Origin of the sequence: Streptomyces sp. NBC_00539, assembly GCF_036346105.1 — a bacterium.
In the GTDB taxonomy this organism is placed as follows: Bacteria; Actinomycetota; Actinomycetes; order Streptomycetales; family Streptomycetaceae; genus Streptomyces.
This window is the reverse complement of sequence record NZ_CP107811.1, coordinates 3,485,886-3,511,773: the sequence shown is the minus strand read 5'-3', so window position 1 is coordinate 3,511,773 and position 25,888 is coordinate 3,485,886. Positions and strand designations below refer to the sequence as shown.

Annotated in this window: 22 protein-coding genes and 1 pseudogene; 7 read left to right on the top strand and 16 right to left on the bottom strand. The window is 70.4% G+C overall.

Annotated elements, in window-relative coordinates:
* Positions 1-28 precede the first annotated feature (28 nt).
* A complete protein-coding gene (locus tag OG861_RS15660; protein ID WP_329196744.1) occupies positions 29-934 on the top strand; it encodes an LLM class flavin-dependent oxidoreductase in 906 nt (301 codons plus the stop codon).
* 85 nt (positions 935-1,019) lie between these two features.
* Here OG861_RS15660 and OG861_RS15655 read toward each other — a convergent pair whose 3' ends face one another.
* The 3 genes from OG861_RS15655 to OG861_RS15645 form a co-directional block, all read right to left on the bottom strand.
* A complete protein-coding gene (locus OG861_RS15655; protein ID WP_330261756.1) occupies positions 1,020-4,064 on the bottom strand; it encodes a hypothetical protein in 3,045 nt (1,014 codons plus the stop codon).
* Positions 4,061-5,929: an HSP90 family protein gene (locus OG861_RS15650; RefSeq protein WP_329196747.1), complete on the bottom strand. Its 1,869-nt coding sequence runs from the start codon at positions 5,927-5,929 to the stop codon at positions 4,061-4,063. The genes OG861_RS15655 and OG861_RS15650 overlap by 4 nt, the downstream gene beginning before the upstream one ends.
* A 144-nt stretch (positions 5,930-6,073) precedes the next feature.
* Positions 6,074-6,613, bottom strand: a complete 540-nt coding sequence (locus tag OG861_RS15645; RefSeq protein WP_329196749.1) for an RNA 2'-phosphotransferase — start codon at positions 6,611-6,613, stop codon at positions 6,074-6,076.
* 132 nt (positions 6,614-6,745) lie between these two features.
* On the opposite strand from OG861_RS15645, the gene OG861_RS15640 reads away from it, so the two are divergent.
* Positions 6,746-7,558, top strand: a complete 813-nt coding sequence (locus OG861_RS15640) for an aquaporin (protein ID WP_329196750.1) — start codon at positions 6,746-6,748, stop codon at positions 7,556-7,558.
* 104 nt (positions 7,559-7,662) lie between these two features.
* Here OG861_RS15640 and OG861_RS15635 read toward each other — a convergent pair whose 3' ends face one another.
* The 4 genes and pseudogenes from OG861_RS15635 to OG861_RS15620 form a co-directional block, all read right to left on the bottom strand.
* On the bottom strand, positions 7,663-8,580 hold the full coding sequence (locus OG861_RS15635) for a MerR family transcriptional regulator (RefSeq protein ID WP_329196752.1): 918 nt from the start codon (positions 8,578-8,580) through the stop codon (positions 7,663-7,665).
* A 10-nt stretch (positions 8,581-8,590) separates the two neighbouring features.
* Positions 8,591-8,731: pseudogene (locus tag OG861_RS15630) on the bottom strand (metal-dependent hydrolase); the annotation flags it as partial.
* A 32-nt stretch (positions 8,732-8,763) separates the two neighbouring features.
* On the bottom strand, positions 8,764-10,536 hold the full coding sequence (locus OG861_RS15625; RefSeq protein WP_329202321.1) for an SDR family oxidoreductase: 1,773 nt from the start codon (positions 10,534-10,536) through the stop codon (positions 8,764-8,766).
* A gap of 5 nt (positions 10,537-10,541) precedes the next feature.
* Entirely contained in the window at positions 10,542-11,432 is an 891-nt protein-coding gene (locus tag OG861_RS15620) for a M24 family metallopeptidase (RefSeq protein WP_329196756.1), read from the bottom strand.
* Positions 11,433-11,677: 245 nt separating this feature from the next.
* On the opposite strand from OG861_RS15620, the gene OG861_RS15615 reads away from it, so the two are divergent.
* From OG861_RS15615 to OG861_RS15595, 5 genes are all read left to right on the top strand, one after another.
* Positions 11,678-12,664: an ABC transporter ATP-binding protein gene (locus tag OG861_RS15615; RefSeq protein WP_329196757.1), complete on the top strand. Its 987-nt coding sequence runs from the start codon at positions 11,678-11,680 to the stop codon at positions 12,662-12,664.
* A complete protein-coding gene (locus OG861_RS15610) occupies positions 12,654-13,541 on the top strand; it encodes an ABC transporter permease (protein WP_329196759.1) in 888 nt (295 codons plus the stop codon). Before OG861_RS15615 ends, OG861_RS15610 begins: the two co-directional genes overlap by 11 nt.
* Positions 13,538-14,449, top strand: coding sequence for an ABC transporter ATP-binding protein (locus OG861_RS15605; protein ID WP_329196760.1), 912 nt, complete (start codon positions 13,538-13,540; stop codon positions 14,447-14,449). Before OG861_RS15610 ends, OG861_RS15605 begins: the two co-directional genes overlap by 4 nt.
* 13 nt (positions 14,450-14,462) lie before the next feature.
* Positions 14,463-15,182, top strand: coding sequence for an ABC transporter permease (locus OG861_RS15600; protein ID WP_329196761.1), 720 nt, complete (start codon positions 14,463-14,465; stop codon positions 15,180-15,182).
* 84 nt (positions 15,183-15,266) lie between these two features.
* Complete coding sequence (locus tag OG861_RS15595; protein ID WP_329196763.1) at positions 15,267-15,932, top strand: rhomboid-like protein; 666 nt, start codon at positions 15,267-15,269, stop codon at positions 15,930-15,932.
* A 149-nt stretch (positions 15,933-16,081) separates the two neighbouring features.
* On the opposite strand, the gene OG861_RS15590 is transcribed toward OG861_RS15595, so the two are convergent.
* The 9 genes from OG861_RS15590 to OG861_RS15550 all read right to left on the bottom strand — a co-directional run bounded on the left by OG861_RS15590 (position 16,082) and on the right by OG861_RS15550 (position 25,871).
* The gene (locus OG861_RS15590) at positions 16,082-16,894 is read right to left on the bottom strand and encodes an HAD family hydrolase (RefSeq protein WP_330261755.1); all 813 of its coding nucleotides are present in this window, start codon (positions 16,892-16,894) and stop codon (positions 16,082-16,084) included.
* Positions 16,891-18,168, bottom strand: a complete 1,278-nt coding sequence (serS, locus tag OG861_RS15585) for a serine--tRNA ligase (RefSeq protein ID WP_329196767.1) — start codon at positions 18,166-18,168, stop codon at positions 16,891-16,893. Before serS ends, OG861_RS15590 begins: the two co-directional genes overlap by 4 nt.
* 536 nt (positions 18,169-18,704) lie before the next feature.
* Complete coding sequence (gene pheA, locus OG861_RS15580; RefSeq protein WP_329196769.1) at positions 18,705-19,640, bottom strand: prephenate dehydratase; 936 nt, start codon at positions 19,638-19,640, stop codon at positions 18,705-18,707.
* 42 nt (positions 19,641-19,682) lie between these two features.
* On the bottom strand, positions 19,683-20,978 hold the full coding sequence (efeB, locus tag OG861_RS15575) for an iron uptake transporter deferrochelatase/peroxidase subunit (RefSeq protein WP_443056773.1): 1,296 nt from the start codon (positions 20,976-20,978) through the stop codon (positions 19,683-19,685).
* Positions 20,975-23,029: a copper resistance CopC/CopD family protein gene (locus OG861_RS15570; RefSeq protein WP_329196773.1), complete on the bottom strand. Its 2,055-nt coding sequence runs from the start codon at positions 23,027-23,029 to the stop codon at positions 20,975-20,977. Before OG861_RS15570 ends, efeB begins: the two co-directional genes overlap by 4 nt.
* Positions 23,030-23,051: 22 nt before the next feature.
* Entirely contained in the window at positions 23,052-23,537 is a 486-nt protein-coding gene (locus tag OG861_RS15565; RefSeq protein ID WP_329196775.1) for a copper chaperone PCu(A)C, read from the bottom strand.
* Positions 23,534-24,187, bottom strand: a complete 654-nt coding sequence (locus tag OG861_RS15560) for an SCO family protein (RefSeq protein WP_329196777.1) — start codon at positions 24,185-24,187, stop codon at positions 23,534-23,536. The genes OG861_RS15565 and OG861_RS15560 overlap by 4 nt, the downstream gene beginning before the upstream one ends.
* A 66-nt stretch (positions 24,188-24,253) precedes the next feature.
* Positions 24,254-24,967 carry a YcnI family copper-binding membrane protein gene (locus tag OG861_RS15555; RefSeq protein ID WP_329196779.1) on the bottom strand — a complete coding sequence of 238 codons (714 nt, stop codon included), beginning with the start codon at positions 24,965-24,967 and terminating at the stop codon, positions 24,254-24,256.
* 112 nt (positions 24,968-25,079) lie between these two features.
* Entirely contained in the window at positions 25,080-25,871 is a 792-nt protein-coding gene (locus tag OG861_RS15550) for a hypothetical protein (RefSeq protein WP_329196781.1), read from the bottom strand.
* Positions 25,872-25,888: the final 17 nt, after the last annotated feature.

The following is a 25,888-nucleotide window of genomic DNA, read 5'->3' as shown; positions in this document are numbered from 1 at the left end:
GTTGCGTGGGCACCGTACGCTCGAACGCATGAGTCTGCGTTTGAGCACTGTGATCCTCCCGGTACGGCCTTGGCACGCCGGAGGCCGTGACCAGTGGGTACGGGCCGAGCGGCTTGGATTCCACACCGCCTACACCTACGACCACCTGTCCTGGCGGACCTTCCGTGACGGCCCGTGGTTCGGCGCGGTCCCCACGTTGACCGCGGCGGCCGCCGTCACCGACCGGCTGCGCCTGGGCACGCTGGTCACCTCCCCGAATTTCCGGCACCCGGTGACGCTTGCCAAGGACCTCATGTCGCTGGACGACATCTCCGGAGGCCGCATCACCCTCGGTATCGGCGCCGGCGGAAACGGCTTCGACGCGACCGCGCTGGGCCAGGAGCCTTGGACGCCGCGAGAGCGGGCCGACCGTCTGGCCGAGTTCGTGCCGCTTCTGGACCGGCTGCTCACCGAGGGAGCCGTCACGCACCACGGCACTTTCTACTCCGCCGAAGAGGCCCGCAACATCCCGGGCTGCATCCAGGGACCGCGCCTGCCCTTCGCGGTCGCGGCGACCGGCCCGCGGGGTATGAAGCTCGCCGCCCAGCATGGCCAGGCCTGGGTGACCACCGGCGACCCGAAGCTGGCGGAGAACGGTACGCCGGAGCAGTCACGGGAAGCCCTGCGCGGGCAGCTGGAGAAGCTGGACAAGGCATTCGCCGAGGTCGGGCGGGACCCCGCCTCGATGGAGAAGATCCTCCTCACCGGGTTCACCCCGGAGGGCAGCGCCGTACTGGATTCCCTCGACGCGTTCGTGGACTTCGCGGGCCGCCACCAGGAGATGGGCTTCACCGAGCTGGTCATTCACGCGCCGATTCCGGACTCCGACTTCGCGGCCGATGAGGCCGTCTTCGAGCGGATCGCCACCGAGGCACCGGCCCAGCTGAACGGCTGAGCCGGCAAACGGCGCCTCCGGCTCGCACACCGCAGTCTGCCCCCGCCACCGATGAGTGACGGGGGCAGACCCATCGGGGCTCGCGTCAGGAGAGCAGGCTTGTGACGATCCGTTCAGCCTGCGGCAGCACCCACTCCGGCACGGTCCCCTCGGGCAGCGCCCGGATCTCCTCGATCAGGGCCGAAATCCGCTCGGCGCCCGCCTTGGGGCGGCCCCGCTCGTGCTCGGTCCAAGCGGCGTTGTTCAGGCACTGGAGGCGGTCCTGGACGAGGTCGGGGCCGAGCTCGGCGTAGAGACCGGCCGCCTGCTCCCACAGCCGGATCTCCTCCAGTCGCAGCGTCTCGGCCTCGGCCGCGCCCTGCGCTTCCGCATCCGGGCCGGCGTCGGCACCGGCCGCTTCCCTGGCGGCTGCTTCCCTCGAAGTCACCCAACGGTCCAGCACCTGCGCCAGCTGATGCCAGGTCTGGGCGAGCTCGGCCCGCAGTTCCCGAGACTGGGGGTCGAGGGCGAGCGCGGACACCAGTACGTCGGCCGCCTCGTCCATCCGGTTCCGGGCAGAGGCCACGGCCGCCCCGGTCACGTCCGGACGCAGTCCCAGCCAGGCCAGCGAACGCAGGATGCGTACTTCGGCGATCGGTGCGCCGCCCGCCTGCCGGTGGAGCTGGAGGGCCTGCTCATAGGCGGCGACCGCTTCGGGCACCAGTTCCGCGCTGGAGAGCTGATCGGCGGCCGACTGGGCGAAGCGCGCCTGCGGACGAGGGTCCTCCCACTCCTTGCTGATCTCCGCCGCCTGCACGTACTGCTCCGCCGAGGCACGCCATTCCCGTAGCTCGCGCAGTAGATCACCGAGGAACTCGTGGGCGGCGACGGCCTGACCGTCTCCGTGCTCCAGCAGATCCGGCATCGCCGACTGCAGTACCTCCGCCGCTTCGGCGGTCCGGCCGGTGCGGGCATAGGCGCGGGCAAGCAGCAGCCGGGCCTGGGCGCCGCCATCGGCGCTGAGACCGGCCTGGTCGAACCAGTGGGCCGCCGTGAGCGCGTGCTCGGCCGCCTGCTCCGCGGCACCTTTTCGTGCGTCTTCGGCGGCTCCCTCTTGTGCGTTGGCGCGGCGCAAAAGGATGTCGGCGAGCGTGAGCCGTACGACGCCCTGTGTCTCGGCGTCGGTCACCTCCGCGGCGTTCTCCCATGCGGAACGGGCCGCTTCCTCGGCTTCCCCGGGCCGGCCGAGTGACGACAGCACGCCGGCCCGCAGCACCAGCGGATCAACGGCGATCCAGGGACGGCCCGCGCCGATCGCCCGAGCCGCGGCTGAGGCCAGCAGGGGCAGGGCACGCTCAGGGTCGTCCTGGGCGAGCGCCACGCGGCCCAGCACCTCCTCCGCCTCCGCCACCACATCGGGAACCGCCTGCGCGTAGGCGGCGACGAAGGCGTTCAGCTCGGCCGACAGTTCACCGTGCCCGTGATCCTCCCCGGGCGCGTGGCCGTGCCCCGCGCCCTGACGGGGTTCCTCGACCGAGCGCAGGTACGAGCCCACGCGGATCGACGCCAGTTCCGCGAGCGCGATCCGGCGGGTCCGTACGGGGTCCGCCGGGTCCAGCGCCTCGGCGGCCCTCAGGGCCACGCCCAGCAGAGCGCGGATCTTGTCGGGCTCGGCGCCCGACTGCGCGGCCACGGTCGCCAGACGGAGCTCCGCGAGCGCGGCCCGCTCCGCCTGCCCGAGCGCCCGGTAGGTATCGCGCACGGCTGTCAGCTGCTCCGCGGCGTCGACCGATCCGGCGCGCGCGGCGGTCAGCGCCCGGTGGTCTGCGACATCGGCCGAGACCAGCGGGTCGACTGCATCCTGTGGGCCCGCGTCCAGCAGTACCGCCACCTGGCTCCAGAGCCCGTTAGCGGCCGGACGCCCCTGCTCGCGTGCCGCCCTGGCCCGGCCGACGAGCTCGCTGAGGTCGCCCGTCACGGTCTCGGTCCGCGCGCCGGCAGGTGCGGGCGCTGGAGCGGCCGCCGTCGTGGACGGCAGGGAAGGGCTGCGCACGCCCAGCGCAAGCATCCCGACCAGCGGCTCCTGCGCGATCCGTGCGAGGAACCGGTCGGAGACCCGGGTCGTGCCGTTGCGCGCGTCGAAGCGCCGGGCAGTGTGCAGCGAGCCGGCGAGGAGGATCTCGTACAGCTCGGAGACGCTGTGCAGTCTGCCGTCGTAGGCGACGGCCGGGCTCTGTCCGTGCCCCAGCTCCCGCAGCCGACGCAGCAGTACGAGGACACCGCCGTGGAAGACCAGCTGGTCGCGGTCGTTGCCGAGCGGGCTCATGTGGGGGGCGTGTTCGGCGAGGATCTCCAGGCCGCGCGACTCGTTGCCGGTGAGCGCGCAGAACTCGATGTGCTTCCCGACCGAGGGCAGCAGGCTCTCGTTGCCCCGGACCAGACGGTAGCCGCGCAGGTGGTGGGAGCGGGCCTCATCGAAGCGCCCGACTCGCAGCAAGGGCAGCAACGAGGTGGCCAGGACCCGGTGGGGCTCCTCGGCGCACACGCGCTGCCCTTCCAGCACGTACTTCCAGACGTCCAGGGCCTGGGCGTCGTCGCCGCGCAGAACGGCGTACTGACCCTGGCTGTTGTCCTCGCAGGCGTGGCAGTCGCTCATCTGGTCGCGATCGGTGCCGCGCCAGGCGCGGAAGGCGCGTTCGGCCCGCTCGTCGTCACCGGTCGCGTCGGCGAGCCACATCTCGGCCTCGCGTACGGGGCGTTCGCTGTAACCGGCGATCCGGTAGCGGCGCTCCATGTCCTCCAGCCAGCCGGCGGCGGACTCGAGAGGAATGTCGGGAGAGTTGCCGATGGCCGTGGCCACCCACTTGAACTGCCAGAACAGCGAGTGCGTGGCGCCTTCGGAAAAGGCACCGGGGTCCTTGTCGTACTCCTGGAGCAGCCGGGCGAAGGGCACCAGCAGCTTCGGGGACTCGGCGCTGTAGAGGTAGGCGTTGATGAGGTTGTCCAGCGCCTCACGGAAAAGGGCGGCGTCGCCGCTCGCCTCGGCCGCGCCTGCCAGCACCTCGGCGTGGGCATTGCGGGCCGCGCCCCCGGGCGCGTGACGGTTCTCCGCCAGGCCGCGCTCGATCTCCTCGCGTGTCAGGGTCGTCACTTGTGGCCCTCCTGGGCGTCGTGGGAGTGGGTCGCCCATTCCAGAAGCCCCAGGAACGCCCGGTTGAGCAGGGCCGAGTCGGCGGGGCGCAGCGGTCGCTGGGACATCAGCAGTGCCTGCCCGTACAGCGACTCGACGGCGGTTCCGGTGAGGGCCTCGTCGGGGAGGCCGGCGATGCGTCGGATCAGCGGGTTGTTGTGGTTCAGGACCAAGCGGGCGCGCGGTGCGGAACCGCGCAGGGCGCCGAGGATCCCGGTCCAGAGCGAATCGGCGCTGTCCAGGGCCGCGGTGCGGTCGCGCTCCTGCCGGGCCTGGCGGTCGTCGAGGTAGAGCGCGGGGACGGCGACGGGCTGGAAGGCGCGCAACACCACGTCACAGCCCTGTGCTTCGAGTCGGGTGCGTGCGCTGGAGAGGAATCCGGCGAGGGCGAGTTCGACGTCGGTGGGGACGGGGTCGAGGCGCTCGGTGACGGCTCCGGCGTCCAGTTCCGTCACCTTGAGGTCGGGGCGTACGGCGGGCAACAAGGCCAGCAGGTCGGCGTCGTAGGTGTAGCCGGCGTTGATGACGCCGAGCCCGTGGGCCGCCGCGATCGGAGCGATCTGGCGGAACTCCTCGACGGTGCGCGTGAAGTGGATGTCGCTGTGCGCGGCCGCGAACTCCTCCAGGCTCATAGAGCCGTCGCTGGTTTCGAACGGCAGCCACGGCAGCATCAGGCCCAGCAGTTCGGCGTCGTGCCGGGCCAGGGACTTCACGCCGAGGTGGTGGACACCCAGGAAGGTTGCGAGCCGCTCGGGTTCGCTCGCGGCCAGCTCGGCGAGCCAGGTCCGGATGCGGGAGCCGAGCGCTTCCCGTACGGCGGCCAGGGTCTCGTCGTCGTACAGGTTTTCGCGGGAGGCGGTGGGACGCAGTGTGTCGGTGTCCAGGACGACGCGGACGAAGAACGCCCAGTCCGGCAGCAGGTTGCTCGCCTGGTCGGTGAGGAGCATGCCCTTGAGGTGGACGCGGTGGCCGGACCGGTGTGCGGGACTGGTCGGTTCGGGCAGGACGTAGGCGACGCCACGCACACCGGCCACGGGCAGGTCGAGGTCGATGCTGTCGAGCGGGGTGAATCCGAAGGCCTGTGCGCAGTGGGCCGCCAGCGCGACGCGGCGGGCAGCCGGGGTGGGATAGGGGCGGTCCCACACGGCCGGGCGGTCGGTGACGGAGCGCGGTTCGGCGTCGGGTCCCGCCTGGAAGGTGATGTCGTAGGGAAGCAGCGAGCCGTAGTCCCGGGCGAGTTGCTCGACCTTGGCGGGGACCATCCACTCCTCGGCGCCGTGGCGGGCACGCAGCAAGACGGTGGTACCGGGTTCGTGTCCGGCGTCGTGGTCCAGCTCGCGGACGGTGTACGAGCCGTCGTCCTTTGCCAGCCACTCGACGGGCGGCGCGGTGAGGTCGCGCGCGGACCGCGTGATGACGCGGATTTCGGTGGCCACGACGAAGCAGGCGAGCAGACCGATGCCGAACTGCCCGAGGAAGTCCTTGCGCGCCGTCTCCAGGCCGTGTTCGCCGCCGCGCTTGGAGCTCCTGCCGATGGTGGCGAGCAGGGAGTGCGCCTCGTCGGCGGTCAGTCCGATGCCGCTGTCCGAAATGCCCACCGCTCCGTCCGCGGCCCACAGCCGGATCCGGGGCTGCGCGTCCGGCTCGATGGCCTGACGTGCGGTGATGGCGTCCACGGCGTTCTGCATGAGCTCGCGCACGTAGACGCGAGGGCTGGAGTAGAGGTGGTGGGAGAGCAGGTCGACCAGGCCGCGCAGGTCTACCTGGAAGCTGTTGGCCGCCGGGTCGGGCGGGGCCGACGATTGCGCCGGGGTCGTGGACGTCATGCAGCATCACCTCGTGTGTCGCGTGAGTGGTTCGGCGATCGCGAGGTGCCCCCCTCACCGATCCCGGAATTGAGGAACAGGGTAGGGGGATGATCTGACAATCTCCGCGCGAATTCCGCGGTTACCGGACGCCACGAACCGCGGCTACCGGAAGCGCAGGAACGGCGGCGGTACCGCATCGACCAGCCATACGCCGTTGGCGCTGATCCGGAAGGCGTGTCCGGCCGCGCGCATCGCGGCGGCGTCCACGGCGAGGACGACCGGCCGACCGCGCCGGGCGCCCACCCGGGTCGCGGTCTCCCGGTCGGCCGAGAGGTGTACGTGGTGGCGGGCCATCGGCCGCAGGCCCTCGGAGCGGATCGCGTCCAGAGCGGTGGCCACGGTGCCGTGGTACAGGTACGCGGGCGGTTCGGCCTCGGGCAGGCCGAGGTCCACCGTGACGGTGTGGCCCTGGTTGGCCCGGATTCTCGTGCCCTCGACGGCGAAGCGTTGCTTGTCGTTGGTTGCGACGACGTGGTCGAGCTCGGCCCGGCTGAACGGGAACCCGTGGGTCGTGGCGGCGCGGAGCAGGTCGTCGATCTCCACCCAGCCCTGTGGATCGAGCACCAGTCCGATCCGTTCCGGCCGGTGCCGCAGGTGTTTCGAGACGTATTTGGACACCTTCACGGTGCGTCTGTCGTCCATCGTCCCAGGGTGCCGCTTGCGAGCGGGAGTGTGCAGCGGGTTTTCGCCGGTCCCGTGAGCCGGACGCCCCTACCGCGATTCCAAGATACGGAATACATTTTCCGATTAGTCGCATCTCAGGGGGAGGGAACCATGCCAATCGATGCTTCACTGCCGCGCCGCGCCGCGGCCGAGCTCATCGGCACCGCCGGACTGCTGGTGGTGGTGATCGGCTCCGGGATCCAGGCCAAGGCCCTCAGTCGTGACGCCGGCGTCGCACTCGTCGCCAACTCGCTCGCCTCCGCCATCGGCCTCGGTCTGATCATCACTCTGCTCGGCCCGCTGTCCGGCGCCCATCTCAACCCGGTCGTCACCCTCACTTCCTGGTGGGCGCGGCGGTCCGGTGGCGAGGGCGTGGGCGGCCGGGAGGTCCTCGTGTACACCGCGGCCCAGACCACCGGCGCGATCGGCGGGGCCGTCCTCGCCGAGGTCATGTTCGGCCGCGTCCCGGGAACCTTCGCCACCCAGGTCCGCGACGGCGGCCACCTGCTGGTCGGTGAGGTCGTCGCGACCGCCGGACTGGTGCTGGTCATCCAGGGCCTCGGCCACGTCGGTCGCCCGCGGCTGATTCCGGCGGCGGTCGCCGCGTACATCGCGGCAGCCATCTGGTTCACCTCCTCGGGATCCTTCGCCAATCCGGCCGGCACCGTCGGACGTGCCTTCAGCGACTCGTTCACCGGGATCGCGCCCCGGTCGCTGCCCGGGTTCGTCGCCGCCCAACTGTTCGGCGGAGCCCTCGGCCTCGCGCTCGCCGCGCTGCTCTACGGCGCCCGGCGCGGAACCGGGCGCGGTGGTGCCGGGACGGCGCTCCCGGATGTCGCCCCCGGTGCGTCGGATGCGACCGAACCGGCCACGCCGGTGGCTGATTTCCCCCGCACGAATGCCTCGGAGTCGCTCGCGATATGAGATGCCGCCCTGGTTGCCCACAGGGACGGCCGAGTTGTCCACAGCCGGTTCGGCGGGTTTTGGCGGCAAGAGCGCGATTCGCCCTGTGGACTACTGATCGAGCGCTACCGGCCGCTGCCCCGGCTGGCCAGCTCGTTCATGGTCCGCGCCTGGAGTTCCCGCTCGGTGGCGGCCCGGACGAACTCCCCCACGTGTTCGGGACCGACCAGGTCCTGCACCGCCCGCACCGTCTCGGCGGGCAGCGGCACCGTCGACGGTCCCGGTGCCTGTGCCGTTCCGACGGTGCCCAGGTGCCGCTGCAGGTGCCGGGTGGCGAACAGCCGCATCGCCCGCGCGAGCTCGGCGTCCACCGTCTGCTGTGCCAACGGGCGCAGCCTCCGTACCATCGTCGCCGCCTCCGCGGCGTCCGCGTCCGTGGGCGGGACGTGCCCCAGGTAGCGTGCGAAGACGTGCTCGGTGGTGAACTCCAGGAACCGCGAGGCGATGTGCTCCACCTGGCCGCGGAGCTCCCGCAGATGCCCGGTGATCGCTGACAGGGGCACCCCGGCCGCGTGCAGTTCGGCGGCCACCGCCAGCTCCTGTGGGGAAGGGACGAGGAACTCATCGGGCCGCCCGGGGATCCGTTCCAGCACCCCCAGCTCGCACGCCTCCCCCACCGCGTCGTCGTCGGGCCTGCCCCCGAACCGCTCGTCGAGTTCGGCCCGGCTGATCCGTGCCGCCTCCTCGTCGGTCCAGGGCCCGTGTACCTCGGCGACCAGACCCAGTACGCCGCCCAGTCCGCGCCCGGCGTCCCAGGCCTCCAGCAACTCCTTGATGGACGCGAGGGTGTAGCCACGGTCCAGCAGGTCCGCGATCTGGCGCAGCCGCGCCAGATGGGTGTCCCGGTAGACGTTGGAGCGGCCGCGCCGCTCCGGCTTCGGCAACAGCCCGCGGTCCTGGTAGGCGCGGATCGTGCGGACCGTCGCCCCGCTGTGATGCGCCAGATCCTCGATCCGGTACTCGGCCAGCGCCTGATCGGACAATCCCGGCTCCCTACGACATGGCTGCTCGGCCGGCCGCGCCCGCCGCGGCCCGGGCGGCAGGTGACGCCGCCAGGTGCTCGACCGCCGTGCGCAGCGAGCCCTCCTGCGAGGGATGGTACGACCGCCGCAGGTAGCCGGATACGGCCGTGCCGGGCTCCGTGCGGGCGGGGAAGCCGGCCGGGCTCACAGCCGGGGCTCCAGCTTCGCGATCCGCCGCAGGGTGCGCGGTGCGAAGCGGGACATCCACAGGGCACCCTTGGACTCCGGGGTCACCGGTACGACGGCCTCGTTCCGCACCACGGCGAGCATGATCGCGTCGGCGACCTTCTCCGGCGGGAAGTTGCGCAGCCCGTACAGCCGGGAGGAACGCTCCTGGCGGCGCTTCTCCTCGTCCGCGTCCACTCCGGCGAACCGGGAGGTGGCGGTGATGTTGGTGTTCACGATGCCGGGACAGATCGCCGAGACGCCGATCGACTGCGACGCCAGCTCGGCGCGCAGGCACTCGCTCAGCATCAGGACCGCCGCCTTCGAGGTGCTGTAGGCGGGCAGCGTCCTGGACGGCAGGTAGGCGGCGGCGGAAGCGGTGTTGACGATGTGCCCGCCCTGGCCGCGCTCGGCCATCTGCTTCCCGAAAATCCGGCAGCCGTGGATGACGCCCCACAGGTTGACGTCGAGGACCTTCTTCCAGTCCTCCGAAGTGGTTTCCAGGAAGGGGCCGGAGAGCCCGATCCCGGCGTTGTTGACCAGGACGTCCACGATCCCGTACTCGGCGGCGGTCCGCGCCGCCAACTTCTCCATCGCCTGCTCGTCGCTGACGTCGACGCACTCCCCCCAGGCCTGCGGAGCGCCCACCAGGCGGGCCATCTCGGCGGTGCGTGCCGCGCCCTCGCCGTCCCGGTCCACGCACACCACCCGCGCCCCGGCCTCCGCGAACGCGAAGGCGGTGGCCCGTCCGATGCCGCTGGCAGCGCCGGTGACCAGCACCAACTGCCCACCGAACCGGTCGGTGTACTTGCCCGGCGCCTTCCGCTCCGGCGCGCGCGTCGCGGGCTCCTCCGTGGCGGTGACGAACTCCGTGATCCAGGCGGTCACCTGGTCCGGACGGGTCCGGGGCACCCAGTGCTGGGCGGCCAGTGTCCGCCGCACGAGATCCGGGGCCCACCGTTCGAGCCCGTCGTAGAGCCTCTCCGAAAGGAACACGTCCCCGGTCGGGACGATCAGCTGGACCGGTACGTGCGCGTACGCATCGGCGCGCGGCCGGCGCATGCGGGGCCGTACGTTGTCGCGGTAGAGCCAGGCACCGTGCGCGGCGTCCGAGGGCAGAGAGGCGGTGGGGTAGTCGCTGGCCGGGACCTTCTCGACGCGCTGGAGCATCCCGGGCCACCGCTTGCCGAGGGGCCCGCGCCAGGCGAGCTCCGGCAGCAGGGGAGTGTGCAGTGCGTACACGTACCAGGATTTGCGGCCCTGGTTCAGGACCTGGGCGACCCGCCGCGGGGTGGGCCGCGCCATCCGCTCCTTGACCCAGTGCCCGAAGTGGTCGAGGGAGGGTCCCGACATGGAGGTGAAGGAGGCGATCCGGCCCTGGGTACGGGCGACCGTGGCGAACTCCCAGCCCTGGACGGAGCCCCAGTCGTGCCCGACCAGGTGCACCGGCCGGTCCGGACTGACCGCGTCGGCGACAGCCAGGAAGTCGTCCGTCAGCTTCTCCAGGGTGAAGCCGCCGCGCAGCGGAACCGGTGCCGAGGAGTGCCCGTGGCCCCGTACGTCGTACAGCACGACGTGGAAGCGCGCGGCCAGCCTTTCGGCGACCTCCGACCAGACCTCCTTGCTGTCCGGGTAGCCGTGCACGAGCACCACGGTCGGCCGGCCGGCCTCACCGAGTTCGACGACACACAGGTCGACGCCGCCGGTGCGCACCCGGCGCTCGCGCGCCCCCGTGAGCCCTGCCCCGTTCATGCCGCTCATGCCGCGTTCTCCTCAGCCCAGCGCCGCACGTGCGGCAGATCGTCATCCAGCCAGAAGGCGCTCTCCTCGGGATCCCGGGAGTCGGTGACGACCAGGATCTCCTCGAACTTCGCGCCGGTCCCCCGAAAGCCCAGGTGCGGCTCCACCGCCCACAGTCCGGGCTGCGGCGGGTGGTCGGAGAAGTGGTACGGGCTCCACAGCGGGGACCAGCCCTCACGATGCCCGTGCAGGGCGTCGCTCGCCAGGCCTTTGAGGGACTGGGTGCCGAATCCGAAGGCGGTGGGTGACCAGCGCCGCTCCTTGACCCGGTCGATCTTGTGCGCGATCACGCCGAAGGGGTAGGCGCGATGCCGGTTGGCGTAGCCCTGGCGGGTCATGAGCCGCTCGACGTTCTCGTATATCTCGCGCAGCGGGCGCCGCTCCCGGACCTGTTTCAAGATCAGCTCTCGATGAGGCCGCAGGTCGGACATCAGGCGGTCCTGGACGGGGTTGAGCCCGAGGCTGCCCGAGTAGCCGATGTCGGCGGCGTGCCCCTTGTAGACCGGGGCCATGTCGAGGATGAACGGCATCCCCGGCTCCAGCCTCCGGTTCGTCGGGAAGAACTGAAGAGGGATCTTGAAGTTCACGAAGGCGGTGCGGTCCCCGAACCAGGCGAACGGCATGTGGAACCAGTCCCGCACCCCGCGCTCACGCAGCCATTCCCGTTGCATGCGCGCCGCTTCCCGCTCGGTCACCCCGGCACGCAGCTGCGCCGCGACGGTCTCGGCGCACTCGTAGGCGAGGCGCTGCACCTCCCGGAACCCGCGCAGCTCGGTGGAACGTGCGGTGAGCGACGAGCGTGTCAGCGTGGTGCCGTGCCTCGTGCGTTGCGTGGTGTCCCCAGCCATGTCAGCCGCCCGTCCGTATAGCCGTACGCGTCCGTAACTTGACACTGATGAATGTGACAATGACCAGAGGTCACGTCAAGGGCCGTGCACAGACCTGTGGATAAAGTTCCTGGGCCCGCAGCCACCGCGCGGGGGCTCCCCCGTCCGCGTAAGACTTCTGTCAGGGTCCGTAGTCCTCAAGGCGGAGACGGGGTCCCGCTCCAGGTCTGACGATCGCGGTGCTCCGCACCACTAACGTCGAAGCCGTGACTGTCATCGCGACCGAAAGCCTGAGCAAGCGGTACCCCCGAGTGACCGCTCTCGACCGGCTCTCCCTGGACATCGGGCCCGGCGTTACCGGCCTGGTGGGCGCCAACGGAGCCGGCAAGTCCACGCTGATCAAGATTCTGCTGGGACTGTCCCCCGCCACCGAGGGCCGTGCCGCCGTACTCGGACTCGACGTCGCCACGCATGGCAGCGCCATCCGCGAACGCGTCGGCTACATGCCCGAACACGACTGCCTTCCCCCCGACGTCTCGGCCACCGAGTTCGTCGTGCACATGGCACGCATGTCCGGGCTGCCGCCGACCGCGGCGCGGGAGCGGACCGCTGACACGCTGCGCCACGTGGGGCTCTACGAAGAGCGCTACCGCCCCATCGGCGGGTACTCCACGGGCATGAAGCAGCGGGTCAAGCTGGCCCAGGCCCTCGTCCACGACCCCCAGCTGGTCCTCCTGGACGAGCCCACCAACGGCCTGGACCCGGTCGGCCGCGACGAGATGCTCGGCCTCATCCGCCGTGTCCACACCGACTTCGGCATCTCGGTCCTCGTCACCTCGCACCTCCTCGGGGAACTGGAGCGGACCTGCGACCACGTCGTCGTGGTCGACGGCGGCAAGCTGCTGCGCTCCAGCTCCACCAGCGACTTCACGCAGAACACCGCGACGTTGGCGGTGGAGGTCACCGACTCCGACGCACACCCGGACGGCAGTGCCGCCCTGCGCAAGGCGCTCACCGAGGCGGGCCTCACCCTGCACGCGGCCGACGAACAGGGCTTGCCGGGAGCGGGCCACATCCTCCTCGTGGAGGCGACGGGCGAGCAGACGTACGACCAGGTCCGCGACACCGTCGCCGACCTCGGTATCGGCCTGGTCCGCATGGAGCAGCGCCGCCACCACATCGCGGAGGTCTTCCGCGACAACGGCCACAGTGACATCCACCAGCAGAAGGGAGCCGGTTCCGATGGCGCCTGACACCTCGACCCAGATCCACAACATCGGTTACCGGTCCTACGACGGCGCCCGGCTCGGCCGCGCCTACGGGCGCAAGTCGCTGTTCTCGCAGTCCTTGCGCGGCGCCTACGGGCTCGGCCGTTCCGCCAAGTCCAAAGTGCTGCCGATGATCCTTTTCGCGGTGATGTGCGTTCCCGCGCTGATCCTCGTCGCCGTCGCCATCGCGGTACCGGGCTCCACCGACCTTCCGGTCAAGTACACGACGTACGCCCTGACCACCCAGGTGGTGATCGGTCTGTACCTCGCCTCCCAGGCGCCGCAGTCGGTCTCCCGGGACCTGCGTTTCAAGACGGTGCCGCTCTACTTCTCGCGGCCCATCGAGCGCGTCGACTACGTCGTGGCGAAGTACGCGGCCATGGCGTCGGCGCTGTTCATCCTCACCGCAACCCCGTTGTTGATCATGTACGTGGGCTCGCTGCTGGCGAAGTTCGACTTCGGGTACCAGACCAAGGGATTCGGGCAGGGACTGGTGTCCGTACTGCTGCTGTCGTTGCTGTTCGCCGGTGTGGGCCTGGTCATGGCCGCTCTGACGCCGCGCCGCGGGTTCGGCGTCGCCGCCATCATCGCCGTGCTCCTGATCCCCTACGGTGCGGTGACCGCCGTACAGGGCATCGCCTGGAACACCGGCTCCGCCGGCGCCATCGAGTGGATGGGCCTGTTCTCCCCGATCACCCTGATCGACGGCTTCCAGACGGCCTTCCTCGGTGCGACCTCCGGATTCCCCGGCGGTGAGGGCCCCGGCGCCGACGCCGGCACCGTCTACCTGCTCGTCATCCTCGCCCTCATCGCCGGCTCCTACGCCGCCCTGATGGCCCGCTACCGGAAGGCCGGGCTGTGACCACCATCGACATCGACCACACCTCCCGCTGGTTCGGGAACGTCGTCGCCGTCAACGACGTGACCATGCGCATCGGTCCCGGCGTCACCGGACTGCTCGGTCCCAACGGCGCCGGGAAGTCCACCCTCATCAACATGATGGGCGGCTTCCTGGCGCCCTCCACGGGCACCGTCACCCTCGACGGCACGCCGATCTGGCGCAACGAACAGGTCTACAAGCAGGTCGGTGTCGTGCCCGAACGCGAAGCGATGTACGACTTCCTCACCGGTCGCGAGTTCGTCGTCGCCAACGCCGAACTCCACGGGCTTGACGATGCGGCCGCGCAGCGGGCGCTCGCCACCGTCGAGATGGAGTACGCCCAGGACCGCAAGATCTCCACGTACTCCAAGGGCATGCGCCAGCGCGTGAAGATGGCCTCCGCCCTCGTCCACGAGCCGTCCGTGCTGCTCCTCGACGAGCCGTTCAACGGTATGGACCCCCGCCAGCGCATGCAGTTGATGGAACTGCTGCGGCGGATGGGAGACGAGGGCCGCACGGTGCTGTTCTCCTCCCACATCCTGGAGGAGGTCGAGCAGCTCGCCTCGCACATCGAGGTGGTCGTCGCCGGCCGGCACGCCGCCTCCGGTGACTTCCGCAAGATCCGCCGCCTGATGACGGACCGCCCCCACCGCTACCTCATCCGTTCCTCCGACGACCGGGCGCTCGCAGCGGCCCTCATCGCCGACCCCTCCACGGCCGGTATCGAGGTAGACCTCAAGGAAGGTGCCCTGCGCATCCAGGCCGTCGACTTCGGCCGCTTCACCGAACTGCTGCCGCGGGTCGCCCGTGCGTCCGGCATCCGGCTGCTGACGGTCTCCCCCTCCGACGAGTCCCTCGAGTCGGTCTTCTCCTACCTCGTCACGGCCTGAGGAGCTGGCTTTCATGTACAACCCCACCGTTGCCCGGCTCACCTACCGTGCCCTGCTCGGCCGAAGGCGTGCGCTGATCCTCTTCGCCCTGCCCGCACTGCTGATCCTCATCTCCGTTGCCGTCCGCGCCCTCACCGGCGTGGACGACAAGGTCGCAGCGGACCTGCTCGGCGGCTTCGCCCTCGCGACGATGGTCCCGCTGATCGGCGTCATCGCCGGCACCGGTGCCATCGGCCCCGAGATCGATGACGGCTCGATCGTCTACTTGCTCTCCAAGCCGGTGAAGCGACCGACGATCATCATGACCAAGCTGATCGTGGCGATCGCCGTCACCATGGCGTTCTCCGCCATCCCCACGCTGATCGCCGGGTTCATCCTCAACGGCAACGGCCAGCAGATCGCCGTCGCCTACACCGTCGCCGCCCTGGTCGCCTCGATCGCGTACAGCGCGCTGTTCCTGCTCCTGGGCACGGTCAGCCGGCATGCGGTCGTCTTCGGCCTGGTCTACGCCCTGATCTGGGAGTCGCTCTTCGGCAGCCTGGTCTCCGGCGCGAAGACGCTGAGCGTGCAGCAGTGGTCCCTGTCCCTGGCGGAGAAGATCGCCGGAGAAGGGTACGTCGACGCCACCGTGGCGCTGCCGACCGCCGCCGTCCTGCTCGTCGTGGTCACCGTAGGGGCCACGGTCTACGCCGGCCAGAAGCTCCGCAGGTTGACCTTGGCCGGCGAGGAGTAGCCCTCTCCCCGCATCCCGCCCCCCTTGTGCCCCGCCCGGCCCACCGGCCAGGCGGGGCACAGGCACGCCGGGCATCATCGGGGCATGACGCCTCACCCAGAGGCCGAGCCGTCCAGGCCCTTGTGGTCCTGGATACGTTCCTCGCCCGGTACGCACATCTGGCTGCTGATCATCGCCGTCACCAGCGTCATCGTCGTGGTCGCGCCCGACCGCCTGGAGCACGTCCTGCTCCACCGCAACAGCAGCAATATCCACGAACTCACCCGGCACCCGGTACGGGCCCTGGTATCCAGCGCCTTCTGGATCGAGAACCCGGCCTCGCTCGCCCAGTACGCCGTTCTCTTCGAGGTCTTCCACGCCCCGGTCGAGCGCTGGCTCGGCACGCTGCGCTGGCTGGTGATCGTGGCGGCCGCCCACATCACCGCCACCTTGATCAGCCAGAGGGTGGTCCTCCTGGCCATCCAGGACCACCGGGCCCCGCGCAGCATGGTCCATGTCGTCGACATCGGTGTGAGTTACGGACTCGCGGCCGCCGCCGGGGTCCTCACGTACCGGCTGCCCGGCCCGTGGAGATGGCTCTATCTCGCCGGGATCGTCGCCTTCTTCGGGATCCCGCTCTTCACGGGCGGCACCTTCACCGATCTGGGGCACGCGATCTCGCTCGCCGTCGGTCTCCTCGCCTGGCCGTTGACCCGTCACCCGCACGGGATCGCGTCGCGGCCGACCATGCATGTTTCACGTGAAACATGATCTCGGGACCTGCGGAAATTCACTGGTACGCGGCTTGCGGGCGGGGCAGAGTGAGGCGTGCGGGGAGTAACAAAAGGTCCGGAACAGCCACTTCGAGCGCGTCCCAGGACGCGGGCCGTTCCGGACCTTCCCTGCTTGGGCCACCGCCGTCAGGCAGCATCCAACAGGCGTTCCAGCACCACGGCGATGCCATCCTCCTGGTGAGACGTCGTGACCTCGTCGGCCACGGCCTTCAGTTCCGGATGGGCGTTGGCCATCGCGACGCCGTGCGCCGCCCAGGCGAACATGGGGATGTCGTTGGGCATGTCGCCGAAGGCGATGGTCTCCGCCGCCTTCACTCCCAGGCGCCGTGCGGCCAGCGACAGGCCGGTGGCCTTCGTCAGCCCGAGCGGCAGTATTTCGACTATCCCCGGGCCGGCCATCACGACGTCCACCAGGTTGCCCACGATCTCCCGGGCCACCTTGACGAGCGTGTCGTCGTCCATGCCGGGGTGCTGTACGTACAGCTTGTTCAGCGGGGCGCTCCACACGGCGGAGGTGTCCTCCAGGTAGAGCGCCGGCAGGCCCTCCTGCACCTGGTACCCGGGCCCGAACAGCACCTCGCCGTCCACCCCGTCCCGGCTGGCGGCGAGGGCCAGCGGACCCACCTCGGCCTCGATCTTGGACAGTGCCAGCCCTGCCAGCTGCCGGTCCAGCGTGACCGAGGTCAGCAGGCGGTGCGCGCCCGCGTCATAGACCTGGGCGCCCTGCCCGCACACGGCGATCCCGTCGTATCCGAGGTCGTCCAGTACGCCCCGGGTCCAGGGCACGGCCCGGCCGGTGACGATGATGTGCGCCGCGCCCGCCGCGGTGACCGCGGCGAGCGCTTCACGGGTGCGTTCCGAGACGGTGTCGTCGCTGCGGAGCAGAGTGCCGTCGAGGTCCGTCGCGACGAGCTTGTACGGGAACGGGGCGGGACTCACTTGGTGATCGGCTCCAGGACTTCACGGCCGCCCAGGTAGGGCCGGAGCACCGGGGGCACCCGGACGGAACCGTCAGCCTGCTGGTGGTTCTCCAAGATGGCCACGATCGTGCGCGGAACCGCGCACAGGGTGCCGTTGAGCGTGGACAGGGGCTGGGTCTTCTTGCCGTCGCGGTAGCGGATCGACAGGCGGCGGGCCTGGAAGCCGTCACAGTTCGAGGCGGAGGTCAGCTCGCGGTACTTGCCCTGGGTCGGGATCCAGGCCTCGCAGTCGAACTTGCGGGAGGCCGAAGCGCCCAGGTCACCGGTGGCGACGTCGATGACCTGGAAGGGGAGTTCCAGGCTGGTCAGCCACTGCTTCTCCCACTCCAGGAGCCGCTTGTGCTCGGCCTCGGCCTCTTCCGGTGCGACGTACGAGAACATCTCGACCTTGTCGAACTGGTGGACGCGGAAGATGCCGCGGGTGTCCTTGCCGTACGTGCCGGCCTCGCGGCGGAAGCACGGCGAGAAGCCGGCGTAACGCAGCGGCAGCTTGTCCGCGTCGATGATCTCGTCCATGTGGTACGCGGCGAGCGGTACCTCGGAGGTGCCGACCAGGTAGTAGTCGTCCTTCTCCAGGTGGTAGACGTTCTCCGCGGCCTGGCCGAGGAAGCCGGTGCCCTCCATGGCGCGCGGGCGGACCAGCGCGGGGGTCAGCATCGGGATGAAGCCGGCCTCGGTGGCCTGGGCGATCGCAGCGTTGACCAGGGCCAGTTCCAGCAGGGCGCCGACGCCGGTGAGGTAGTAGAAGCGGGAGCCCGACACCTTGGCGCCGCGCTCGACGTCGATGGCGCCGAGGGACTCGCCGAGTTCGAGGTGGTCCTTGGGTTCGAAGCCCTCGGCTCCGAAGTCGCGGATCGTGCCGTGCGTCTCCAGTACGGTGAAGTCCTCTTCGCCGCCGACCGGTACGTCGCTGTGGACGATGTTGCCGAGCTGGAGGAGAAGCTGCTTGGCCGCCTCGTCCGCCTCGTTCTGCTCGGCCTCCGCAGCCTTGACGTCCGCCTTGAGCTGTTCGGCCTTCGTCAGCAGCTCGGCCCGCTCCTCCGGCGAGGCCTTGGGGATCAGCTTGCCGAGCGACTTCTGCTCATTGCGCAGTTCGTCGAAGCGCATGCCGGAGGACCTGCGGCGCTCGTCGGCGGAGAGCAGTGCGTCGACAAGGTCGACGTCCTCTCCACGGGCGCGCTGCGAGGCGCGGACACGGTCAGGGTCTTCACGGAGCAGCCGGAGGTCAATCACCCCTCCAGGCTACCGGGCCGGGGTTCCGGGGATCACATCGATATCACGTTGCGGGTCACTATGTCCCGATTGAGGTGAATGCATAACTGCCGTCCCTCTCGCTGGGCGGGTTCGCCTCAGCGCTTCCGGGGCGGCTCGTAAAAAGCGGATTCTTTGCCCGGAAAGCGGTCACACCGCTGGCGAAGGGCAGTCCCTGAACAGGGCGGAGGGCGTTCCTTGTCCACAGGAATTCCCTCCGGAGCCGTCTTATCCACAGGCTGTGCGCCGGATCTGTGGACACGGAAATAGATCATTCCCGACCGGTGGGCGCTCGCCGGGAATCAAGGTTCAAACCACCCTCACACACTCATTCGGGTGGGAATGACTCGCCCCAAAGAGTTGATCGGCGATACCGGGGTGACGCCGTTCACCCAGCGCTCTCTTGCGTGAAACCTGAGGTCCCCGGCCGATTTGTCGACCTTGTCGCGCTGCACTGTCGACTTGTCCCCAGGCGCGCGTCTCGGCCTGTGGATAACTCTGTGGACAGTGGACGAGTGCTACGGCCGCCCGTCCAGACAGCGCCCCAGCCAGTCGGAGGCATCGGTGAAGTCGCTGTCCGAGGTGCCCGGCCGCGCGGCGCGTACGTCACTCACAGCAACCCCGGCGCGGGGGTAGGAGCCCAGGAAGCGGACCTGGGGGCAGGTGCGCTTGAGACCCATCAGCGCCTCACTGACCCGACGGTCGGAGATGTGGCCCTCGGCGTCGACCGCGAAGCAGTAGTTGCCGATGCCCGCACCTGTCGGCCGGGACTGGATCAGCATCAAGTTGACCCCTCGGACGGCGAACTCCTGCAGGAGCTCCAGCAGCGCGCCCGGGTGGTCGTCCCCGAGCCACAGTACGACCGAGGTCTTGTCGGCACCGGTGGGAGCGGCCGGCCGCGCGGGGCGGCCGACGAGCACGAAGCGGGTCTCGGCGTTCTCCGCGTCGTGGATCTCGGTGACCAGCGGCTCCAGCCCGTACGTGGCGGCGGCGAACTCTCCGGCGAAGGCAGCGTCGAAGCGGCCCTCCTGTACCAGCCGGGCACCGTCGGCGTTCGAGGCGGCCGACTCCCACACCGCGTCGGGCAGGTGCGCACGCAGCCAGTTGCGGACCTGCGGCTGCGCCACCGGGTGCCCGGTGACGGTCTTGACGTCCGACAGCTTGGTCCCGGGCCGCACGAGCAGCGCGAACGCAATGGGCAGCAGGACCTCGCGGTAGATCATCAACGGCTCGCCGGAAGCCAGCTCGTCCAGGGTGGAGGTCACCCCGCCCTCCACCGAGTTCTCGATCGGCACCAGCGCAGCGGCTGCCTCACCGTTGCGGACGGCGTCCAGGGCGGCCGGCACCGACACCATCGGGACGAGCTCCCTGGTGGCGGCTTCCGGCAGCGTACGCAGGGCGGCTTCGGTGAAGGTGCCCTCGGGACCGAGATAGGTGAAGCGGGTGGCCGACATGCGATCAGCCTAATGCCGGGGCGGTCTCGCCCGGCGGGATGTTCACCCTTCGAGCAGCCGTTGCCCGACGTACTCCCCGGGCCGCGGGCCGGGCGGGACGGCGTACAAGCCGCTGGACTCGTGCCTGATGAACTCCGACAGCGCGTCACCCCGGTCGAGCTTGCGCTGGACGGGCACGAAGCCGCGCAGCGGGTCGGCCTGCCAGCAGATGAACAGCAGACCGGCGTCGGGGGAGCCGTCGGGGGCGATGCCGTCGTGGAAGGAGAACGGTCGGCGGAGCATGGCGGCCCCGCCGTTCTGTTCGGGGGCTGAGATCCGTGCGTGCGCGTTCGCCGGGATCACCGGCTTGCCGTCGGCGCCCAGCTTCGCGAGGTCCATCTTCGAGGTCTCGCTTCCGCCGGTCAGAGGGGCACCCGTGGCCTTGGTACGGCCGATGACCTGCTCCTGCTGGAGGGTGGACTGCTTGTCCCACTCGTCGAGCAGCATCCGGATCCGGCGCACGACGGCGTAGGAGCCCCCCGCCATCCAGGAGTGCTCGGCCGGGCCGGGGCCCGCGGCCGGCACGAAGATCCGCTTGTCGAAGTCGGGGTCGGCCGGCTTCGGGTTCGCGGTGCCGTCCACCTGGCCCATCAGGTTCCGGGCGGTCATCGGGGTGCTCGTGGCACCGGGGGACCGGTTGAAGCCATTCATCTGCCAGCGGACCCGAGCGGCTTCCCCGGCGTCTCTCTGCAGGGCCCGCAGGGCGTGGAAGGCGACGAGCCCGTCGTCGGCGCCGATCTGGATCCAGAGGTCGCCATTGCTGCGCTGGGGGTCGAGCCGGTCGGAGGAGAAGTCCGGCAGCGGGTCGAGGGCGGTCGGCCGGCGGGAGGCCAGTCCGGTGCGCTCGAAGAAGGAATGGCCGAACCCGAAGGTGACGGTCAGGGACGAGGGCCCGGCGTCGAGGGCGATCCCGGTGTCGGCCGTGGGGGCGGTCTCGCCGGCCATCAGCCGCCGGGCGGTGTCCGACCAGCGGCGCATCAGGGCGGCGGCTTCCGTACGCCCGGCGCCGGGCGCGAGGTCGAAGGCGAGGACGTGCCCCTTGGCCTGGAGCGGGGTGGTGATGCCGGCCTGGTGGTCCCCGTGAAAGGCGATCCGGGTCGCGCCGAGCGAGGCGGCGGTCCCCACGCCGCCCTTCGACCCGGCCTCCGGGGAGTCGGCCAGTGCGGAGTGCACCAGGGCGCCGCCGGTGGCGCCGAGTGCCAGACCGGCGGCGCCCGCGGCGCCCACCGTGCCCAGCAGGCGGCGCCGCGAGATCTCGATGTCGGGGTTGCTCTCGGTGCTGTGGGTCACGCTGGTCAGCCGATCTTCACGTTCTTCTGGACGGTCGTCTGGTCGATGTCGGAGGTCCGGACGGTGATGTCGATGCGCCACTCGCCCGCGAGCGGCAGCTGTACGCCGTCCGCGCTCCAGTGTCCCGGAGCCGCGCGGTCGGGAAGGGCCGGCAGCGGACCGATCTCCTTGGAGGGGAGGGTGAAGGAGACCTTCACCTCGGGGAGGTCGAGGGGCTGTCCGTCGGGATTCTCCGCCCACAGGTGGAGGCCGTTGGCGCCGACCCGGCCCGGAGCGAGCTCCAGCCGGATGGTGCCCTTGCCCTGGGGGCCACCCGTGTCGAAGGGCAGCGTGATCTTGATGGGCCGGTTGGGGACGGCAGTGGCCGCCGTCGAGCCCCGTCCCGTCTCCAGTTCCGCGGTGCGCCCCGGCTCGGTGTTGGTCAGGACGGTGGTGACGGCCAGCAACGCGATCGCGACGGCGGCCTCTGCCAGGACGGAGCGGCGAAGACCGGCGCGCCCGGGGTCGGCGTCCCGCACCTGCCTGGATCGGGCGTTCTCACGGGCGGTGCGCTGCCGTGCCAACTGGGCGACACGCCTCGGGTCGGCGGGGACCGTCACCAGCGCCGCTTCCGCTACCTCCGCTTCCGCTACCTCCGCTTCGGCAGGTGCTGCTTCACGCTTCGATGTTTCACGTGAAACATTCAGCTGTGTTTCACGTGAAACATCCCCCTGCGCCGCCTCCGTCCGGCCATCCGAGAGCCGAGCGGTCCAGGACCGGGAGAGGTAGGCGATGCCGACGAGGACGCCGACGAGCGCGATCTTGATCAGTAGAAGCCGCCCGTAGCTGGTGCCGGTCAGGGCGGACCAGCTGCCCAGCTGCCGCCAGGACTGGTAGACGCCGGTGACGACCAGCACCAGGACGCTGAGGAACGCGACCTGCGAGAAACGCCGGACGGCCTCGCGCTCGATGCCGGGGATCTTGTACAGGGCGACCAGCAGCGCGGCGAGACCTCCGAGCCAGGTGGCGACAGCGAGCAGGTGCAGGATGTCGACCGGCATCGCGATCCCGGGCTGGATACCGGTGGAGGCGTGCTCCGACAGGGCCCAAGTGGCGGCGATACCACCGGCCACGACGGCCCCTCCGACACCGAGTCCGAAGGCGAGGTCGCTCGTGTCCTTGCGTTCGTCCACCGCCCCCTCGGCCCCGCCTGCCCCGTCACCTTCAACCGGCTCGACGTTCCCGTCCTGTGCGGCGACCTGCTGCCGGCGCGCGTAAGCACCAAAGAGCACCGCCACGAAGAGCGCCGCTGCCCCGAGCAGCAGCAGCCTCGACACGAGCGAGGCGCCGGCCTTGGTGTCGAGGACAGCCTTGAGTCCGACGAGGTCGAAGGCGTCGGCGAACCTGCCCGACCCGGTGTACGGGTTGCGGAGCATCAGCATCGCCAGGGTGGCCGCGGTGAGCAGTACCCAGCCGCGCATCACCAGCTTCTGCAACGGTCGCTCGGCCGAGCCCCGCCGCCAGCACAGCAGGATGAAGGCGGCGCCCCCGACGAGGAGGGTGAAGCCGATGTAGGCGGCGTACCGGGCGATGCCGTAGGCGATGCCCACGGGTCCGCCGCCCGCCTTCTGCGTGGGAAGGGCGACCTGAGTGGCCGACGGAGCGCCGACGGAGAAGGTGAAGGCACCGGAAACAGGGTGGCTGTCGGCGGAAACGGCCTGCCAGGCGACCGTGTACGTGCCGTTGGGCAGCCCGGAATGCAGGGCGGTGCCGTAGCGGATGGTGGACCCGCTGCACATGTCGCGGAGTTCGCCGGTGTCGACCCGCTTGCCCTGGGGGTCCATCACGCGGATCGAGTCGTCGCCCATGGCGACCTGCTCCGAGAAGGAGAGGGTGACCTGGGCGGGTGCCGTGGCGACCACCGCCCCGTCCTTCGGGTCGCTCGCGGTGAGTGCGGCGTGTGCCGTGGCCGGGCCGGCCGCGGTGAACAGGGATGCCAGCAGGGCTGCGAGGACCAGCGCGAGCCGTGGCAGGAATGCCGTGGCGCGGGCGCGGGCCGGGGTGGGGGCGGTGGCCGTCATGGCGTGTCAGTTCCTCGGTCCGTCAGTGGGCGTTGGAGCTCTGCCCGGTGTACGTACGGTCCTTCACGTCCAGCTCGACCGTGATCGGGTCGGCCTTCGCGAACTTGAGCTCGACCTTGACCTTGTCGCCGACCTTCGGCTTGTTCTTCAGCCCCATGAGCATGACGTGGCTGCCGCCGCGCTCCAGGCTGAGCCGGCCGTTCGCGGGCACGTCCAGGGAGGCGACCTGCCGCATCTTCTGGTCTTTGGTCTCGTGGATCTGGAGGTCGTCGGAGAGCGGGCTGGTCAGGCCGGTGAGCTTGTCGGGCGTCTTGGAGTCGTTGGTAATGACCATGAAGGCGCCGGCCATCTTCTCGTCGACGGGCTCGGGCATGAAGGCCCCGCTGACCGTCAGCTTGGGAGTGGCGTCCCCGGTCTTGCCCTCCGATTCGGAGGAGCAGCCGGATATCGCGAGCGCTGCCGTCAAGGAGAGTGCGGCGGCGAGGGTGCGGGTGGTGCGGGCGTTCACGGGTTCTCTCCCTTGACGATCTTCGGCAGGTCCTTGGTGTAGTCGTCGACGGTGGTGCTCTCGCCGTAGAGGAGGTAGCCCTCGTCGGTCTTGGGAGAGAACGCGATGACCTGCGCGCCGTGCATGGAGACGACGCTGCCGTCGGCCTCCTTCTTGGGGGCCTCGATACCGATGCCGAGTGACCGGGCTGCGGCTTGGATGGTGGCGAAGTCCCCGGTCAGTCCGACGAAGGACGGGTCCTGGGCCTTGAGCCACGTGCCGAGCGATTCGGGGGTGTCCCGTTCGGGGTCGGTGGTGACGAAGACGACCTGGAGCTTGTCCTGGTCGGCCTTGGGCAGTGCCTTCCTCGCGACCGCGATGTTGCTCATGGTCAGGGGGCACACGTCGGGGCAGTTGGTGTAGCCGAAGTAGATCAGCGTCGGCCGGCCCTTGGTCTGCTCGCGCAGGTTCCACGGCTTGCCGGTGGTGTCCGTGAGGACGAGGTCCGGCTTGTCGAAGGGGCGGTCGAGGACGGTCGCCGACCCGGCCTTGTCGGTGCCGGTGATCTGGGTGACCGAACCGCTGGACTTGGCCGGCTCACCGCCGCAAGCGGTGAGGGCGAGCGCGGCCGCCGCCACGAAGGCGGCGACCGTCACACGTGTGGTGCGCATGGGGAGGAATCCCTGGGATCGGGGTTGGAAGATGATCTCAATGACAGGGCTCGTGGGGCCCGTCGGTCAGGAGGCGCGGCGACGCGAGGCGAAGCCGAACGCGACGCCACCGAGGCCGAGCACGATGCCGGCGATGCCGAGGGCACGTGCGGTCGTGTCCGAGCCGCTCGCGGCGGCCTCGTCGTGGCTGTCCTCGTGGCCCTTGGGGTCGTCGGTCTTCGTGGCGCCGGCGTCGTGGTGATCGGCGGAGGCCGCCGCGGCGGTCAGCTTGAGGACGGGCGCCGGGTTCTGCGGCTCGGGGGCGCCTGCCTTGGTCTCTTCGATCCAGCGCACGACCTCGTTGTTGTCGTAGGTCTGGATCGCCTTGAAGACCATCTGGTCCGCGTTGTCGGGCAGCTTGCCGACGGAGACCGGGAACTGCTGGAACTTGCCGGGCTCGATCTTGCCGCCGGTCCACGTCACCTTGGTGACAGCCTCGTTGACCTGCTTGCCGTGCACGGTGAGCGGCTTGTCGAGCTTGCTCTTCTCGACGTTCACGGTCCATCCGGGAACGTCCTGCGGCATGACGGAGGTGAGCGGCTGGTCGATCGGGAAGTTGACCTCGAGCTGGGTGGTCGACGCGTTGTCGCGCTCGTTCGGGACCTTGAAGTTGATCACTGCGTAACCGCCCTTGGCGGCCTCGCCCGGCTGTACGCCGACGTGGGCGAAGGCGGGACCGGAGAGGACGAGGACGGCGCCGGCGGCGAGGGCGGCGGCGAAGGAGACACGAGAGGACTTCATGGCAGGAACGCTCCAGGGAAGCAGGAAACAGTGACATGGCTCCGCGTGCGCGAGCGCGCGGGACGGCACGGCACCGGTGCTCCCGTGATGCGCTGGGAGTGGAGGTGCCGCGTCAGGCTGCGAGGGTGAGTGCCACCCTCGGCGGCCCGCGCCTGATCACTGTGTGCTGGAGCGCTCCACGACCGGTGGAGACCTCCGGGGAAGCCGTGCTCCGGGGGAAGCGCACAAGACGCTCCGGGGCGCCCGGCAGCCCGGAGACGAGGGCCCGTACCAGCGCAAGGGCGGTACGCAACGGACGTACCGGATCCGCCTCCGTGGACAGCCGTGACAACTCGACGAGCCGGAACAGGGCGGCGTCGCCGCGCCCGAGCAGCCAGCCGGCGGCGAGCGCGGCCAACAGGTGGCCGAGCAGCATGGCGGGGCTGAGCAGAGCGGTCTGCGGGGCGTGGGCCATGTGCGCGTGGGCCATGTGCTCTTGCGCGACCATCGCGGCCGGGTCCAGCCCGGCGGTCTCCAGGATCAGCCGGGCGTCTTCCGGGCTCGGCGGTATGGAGTTGCCCCCGCAGATCAGCTGAGCGGCGAGCGCGGCGAGCGAGGAGTCCGAGGACGCGGCGTCCACCGGCGCCGCGGCGCCGTGCTGGCCGAGGCCGAACATCGCGTGCAGAGCCACCTGACCGACGGCGAGCCCGCCGGCGATGCCGGGCAGCGAACGCCGACGCCCCGCCAACGGCGCGGTGACCGTGAAGAGGGCGAGGAAGCCGAGGCCGAGGGCCCACCACGGCACGGTGGCGCAGGACGCCACGGCATGCCCGACCGCGGACAACACGACGCAGACCGCGGTGAACACCGCGGCCCGAATCGTCCGGAGGCCCGCTCCGGCATGCGTCGCGTGGGGGGCAGTCATGGCCGGGCCATCATCGC

Bases quoted from the DNA above. Each gene is read 5' to 3' on its own strand.
- OG861_RS15660 (WP_329196744.1), top strand. From the start codon at position 29: ATGAGTCTGCGTTTGAGCACTGTGATCCTCCCGGTACGGCCTTGGCAC.
- OG861_RS15650 (WP_329196747.1), bottom strand. From the start codon at position 5,929: ATGACGTCCACGACCCCGGCGCAATCGTCGGCCCCGCCCGACCCGGCG.
- OG861_RS15645 (WP_329196749.1), bottom strand. From the start codon at position 6,613: ATGGACGACAGACGCACCGTGAAGGTGTCCAAATACGTCTCGAAACAC.
- OG861_RS15640 (WP_329196750.1), top strand. From the start codon at position 6,746: ATGCCAATCGATGCTTCACTGCCGCGCCGCGCCGCGGCCGAGCTCATC.
- OG861_RS15625 (WP_329202321.1), bottom strand. From the start codon at position 10,536: ATGAACGGGGCAGGGCTCACGGGGGCGCGCGAGCGCCGGGTGCGCACC.
- OG861_RS15620 (WP_329196756.1), bottom strand. From the start codon at position 11,432: ATGGCTGGGGACACCACGCAACGCACGAGGCACGGCACCACGCTGACA.
- OG861_RS15610 (WP_329196759.1), top strand. From the start codon at position 12,654: ATGGCGCCTGACACCTCGACCCAGATCCACAACATCGGTTACCGGTCC.
- OG861_RS15600 (WP_329196761.1), top strand. From the start codon at position 14,463: ATGTACAACCCCACCGTTGCCCGGCTCACCTACCGTGCCCTGCTCGGC.
- OG861_RS15595 (WP_329196763.1), top strand. From the start codon at position 15,267: ATGACGCCTCACCCAGAGGCCGAGCCGTCCAGGCCCTTGTGGTCCTGG.
- pheA (WP_329196769.1), bottom strand. From the start codon at position 19,640: ATGTCGGCCACCCGCTTCACCTATCTCGGTCCCGAGGGCACCTTCACC.
- OG861_RS15570 (WP_329196773.1), bottom strand. From the start codon at position 23,029: ATGACGGCCACCGCCCCCACCCCGGCCCGCGCCCGCGCCACGGCATTC.
- OG861_RS15560 (WP_329196777.1), bottom strand. From the start codon at position 24,187: ATGCGCACCACACGTGTGACGGTCGCCGCCTTCGTGGCGGCGGCCGCG.
- OG861_RS15555 (WP_329196779.1), bottom strand. From the start codon at position 24,967: ATGAAGTCCTCTCGTGTCTCCTTCGCCGCCGCCCTCGCCGCCGGCGCC.
- OG861_RS15550 (WP_329196781.1), bottom strand. From the start codon at position 25,871: ATGACTGCCCCCCACGCGACGCATGCCGGAGCGGGCCTCCGGACGATT.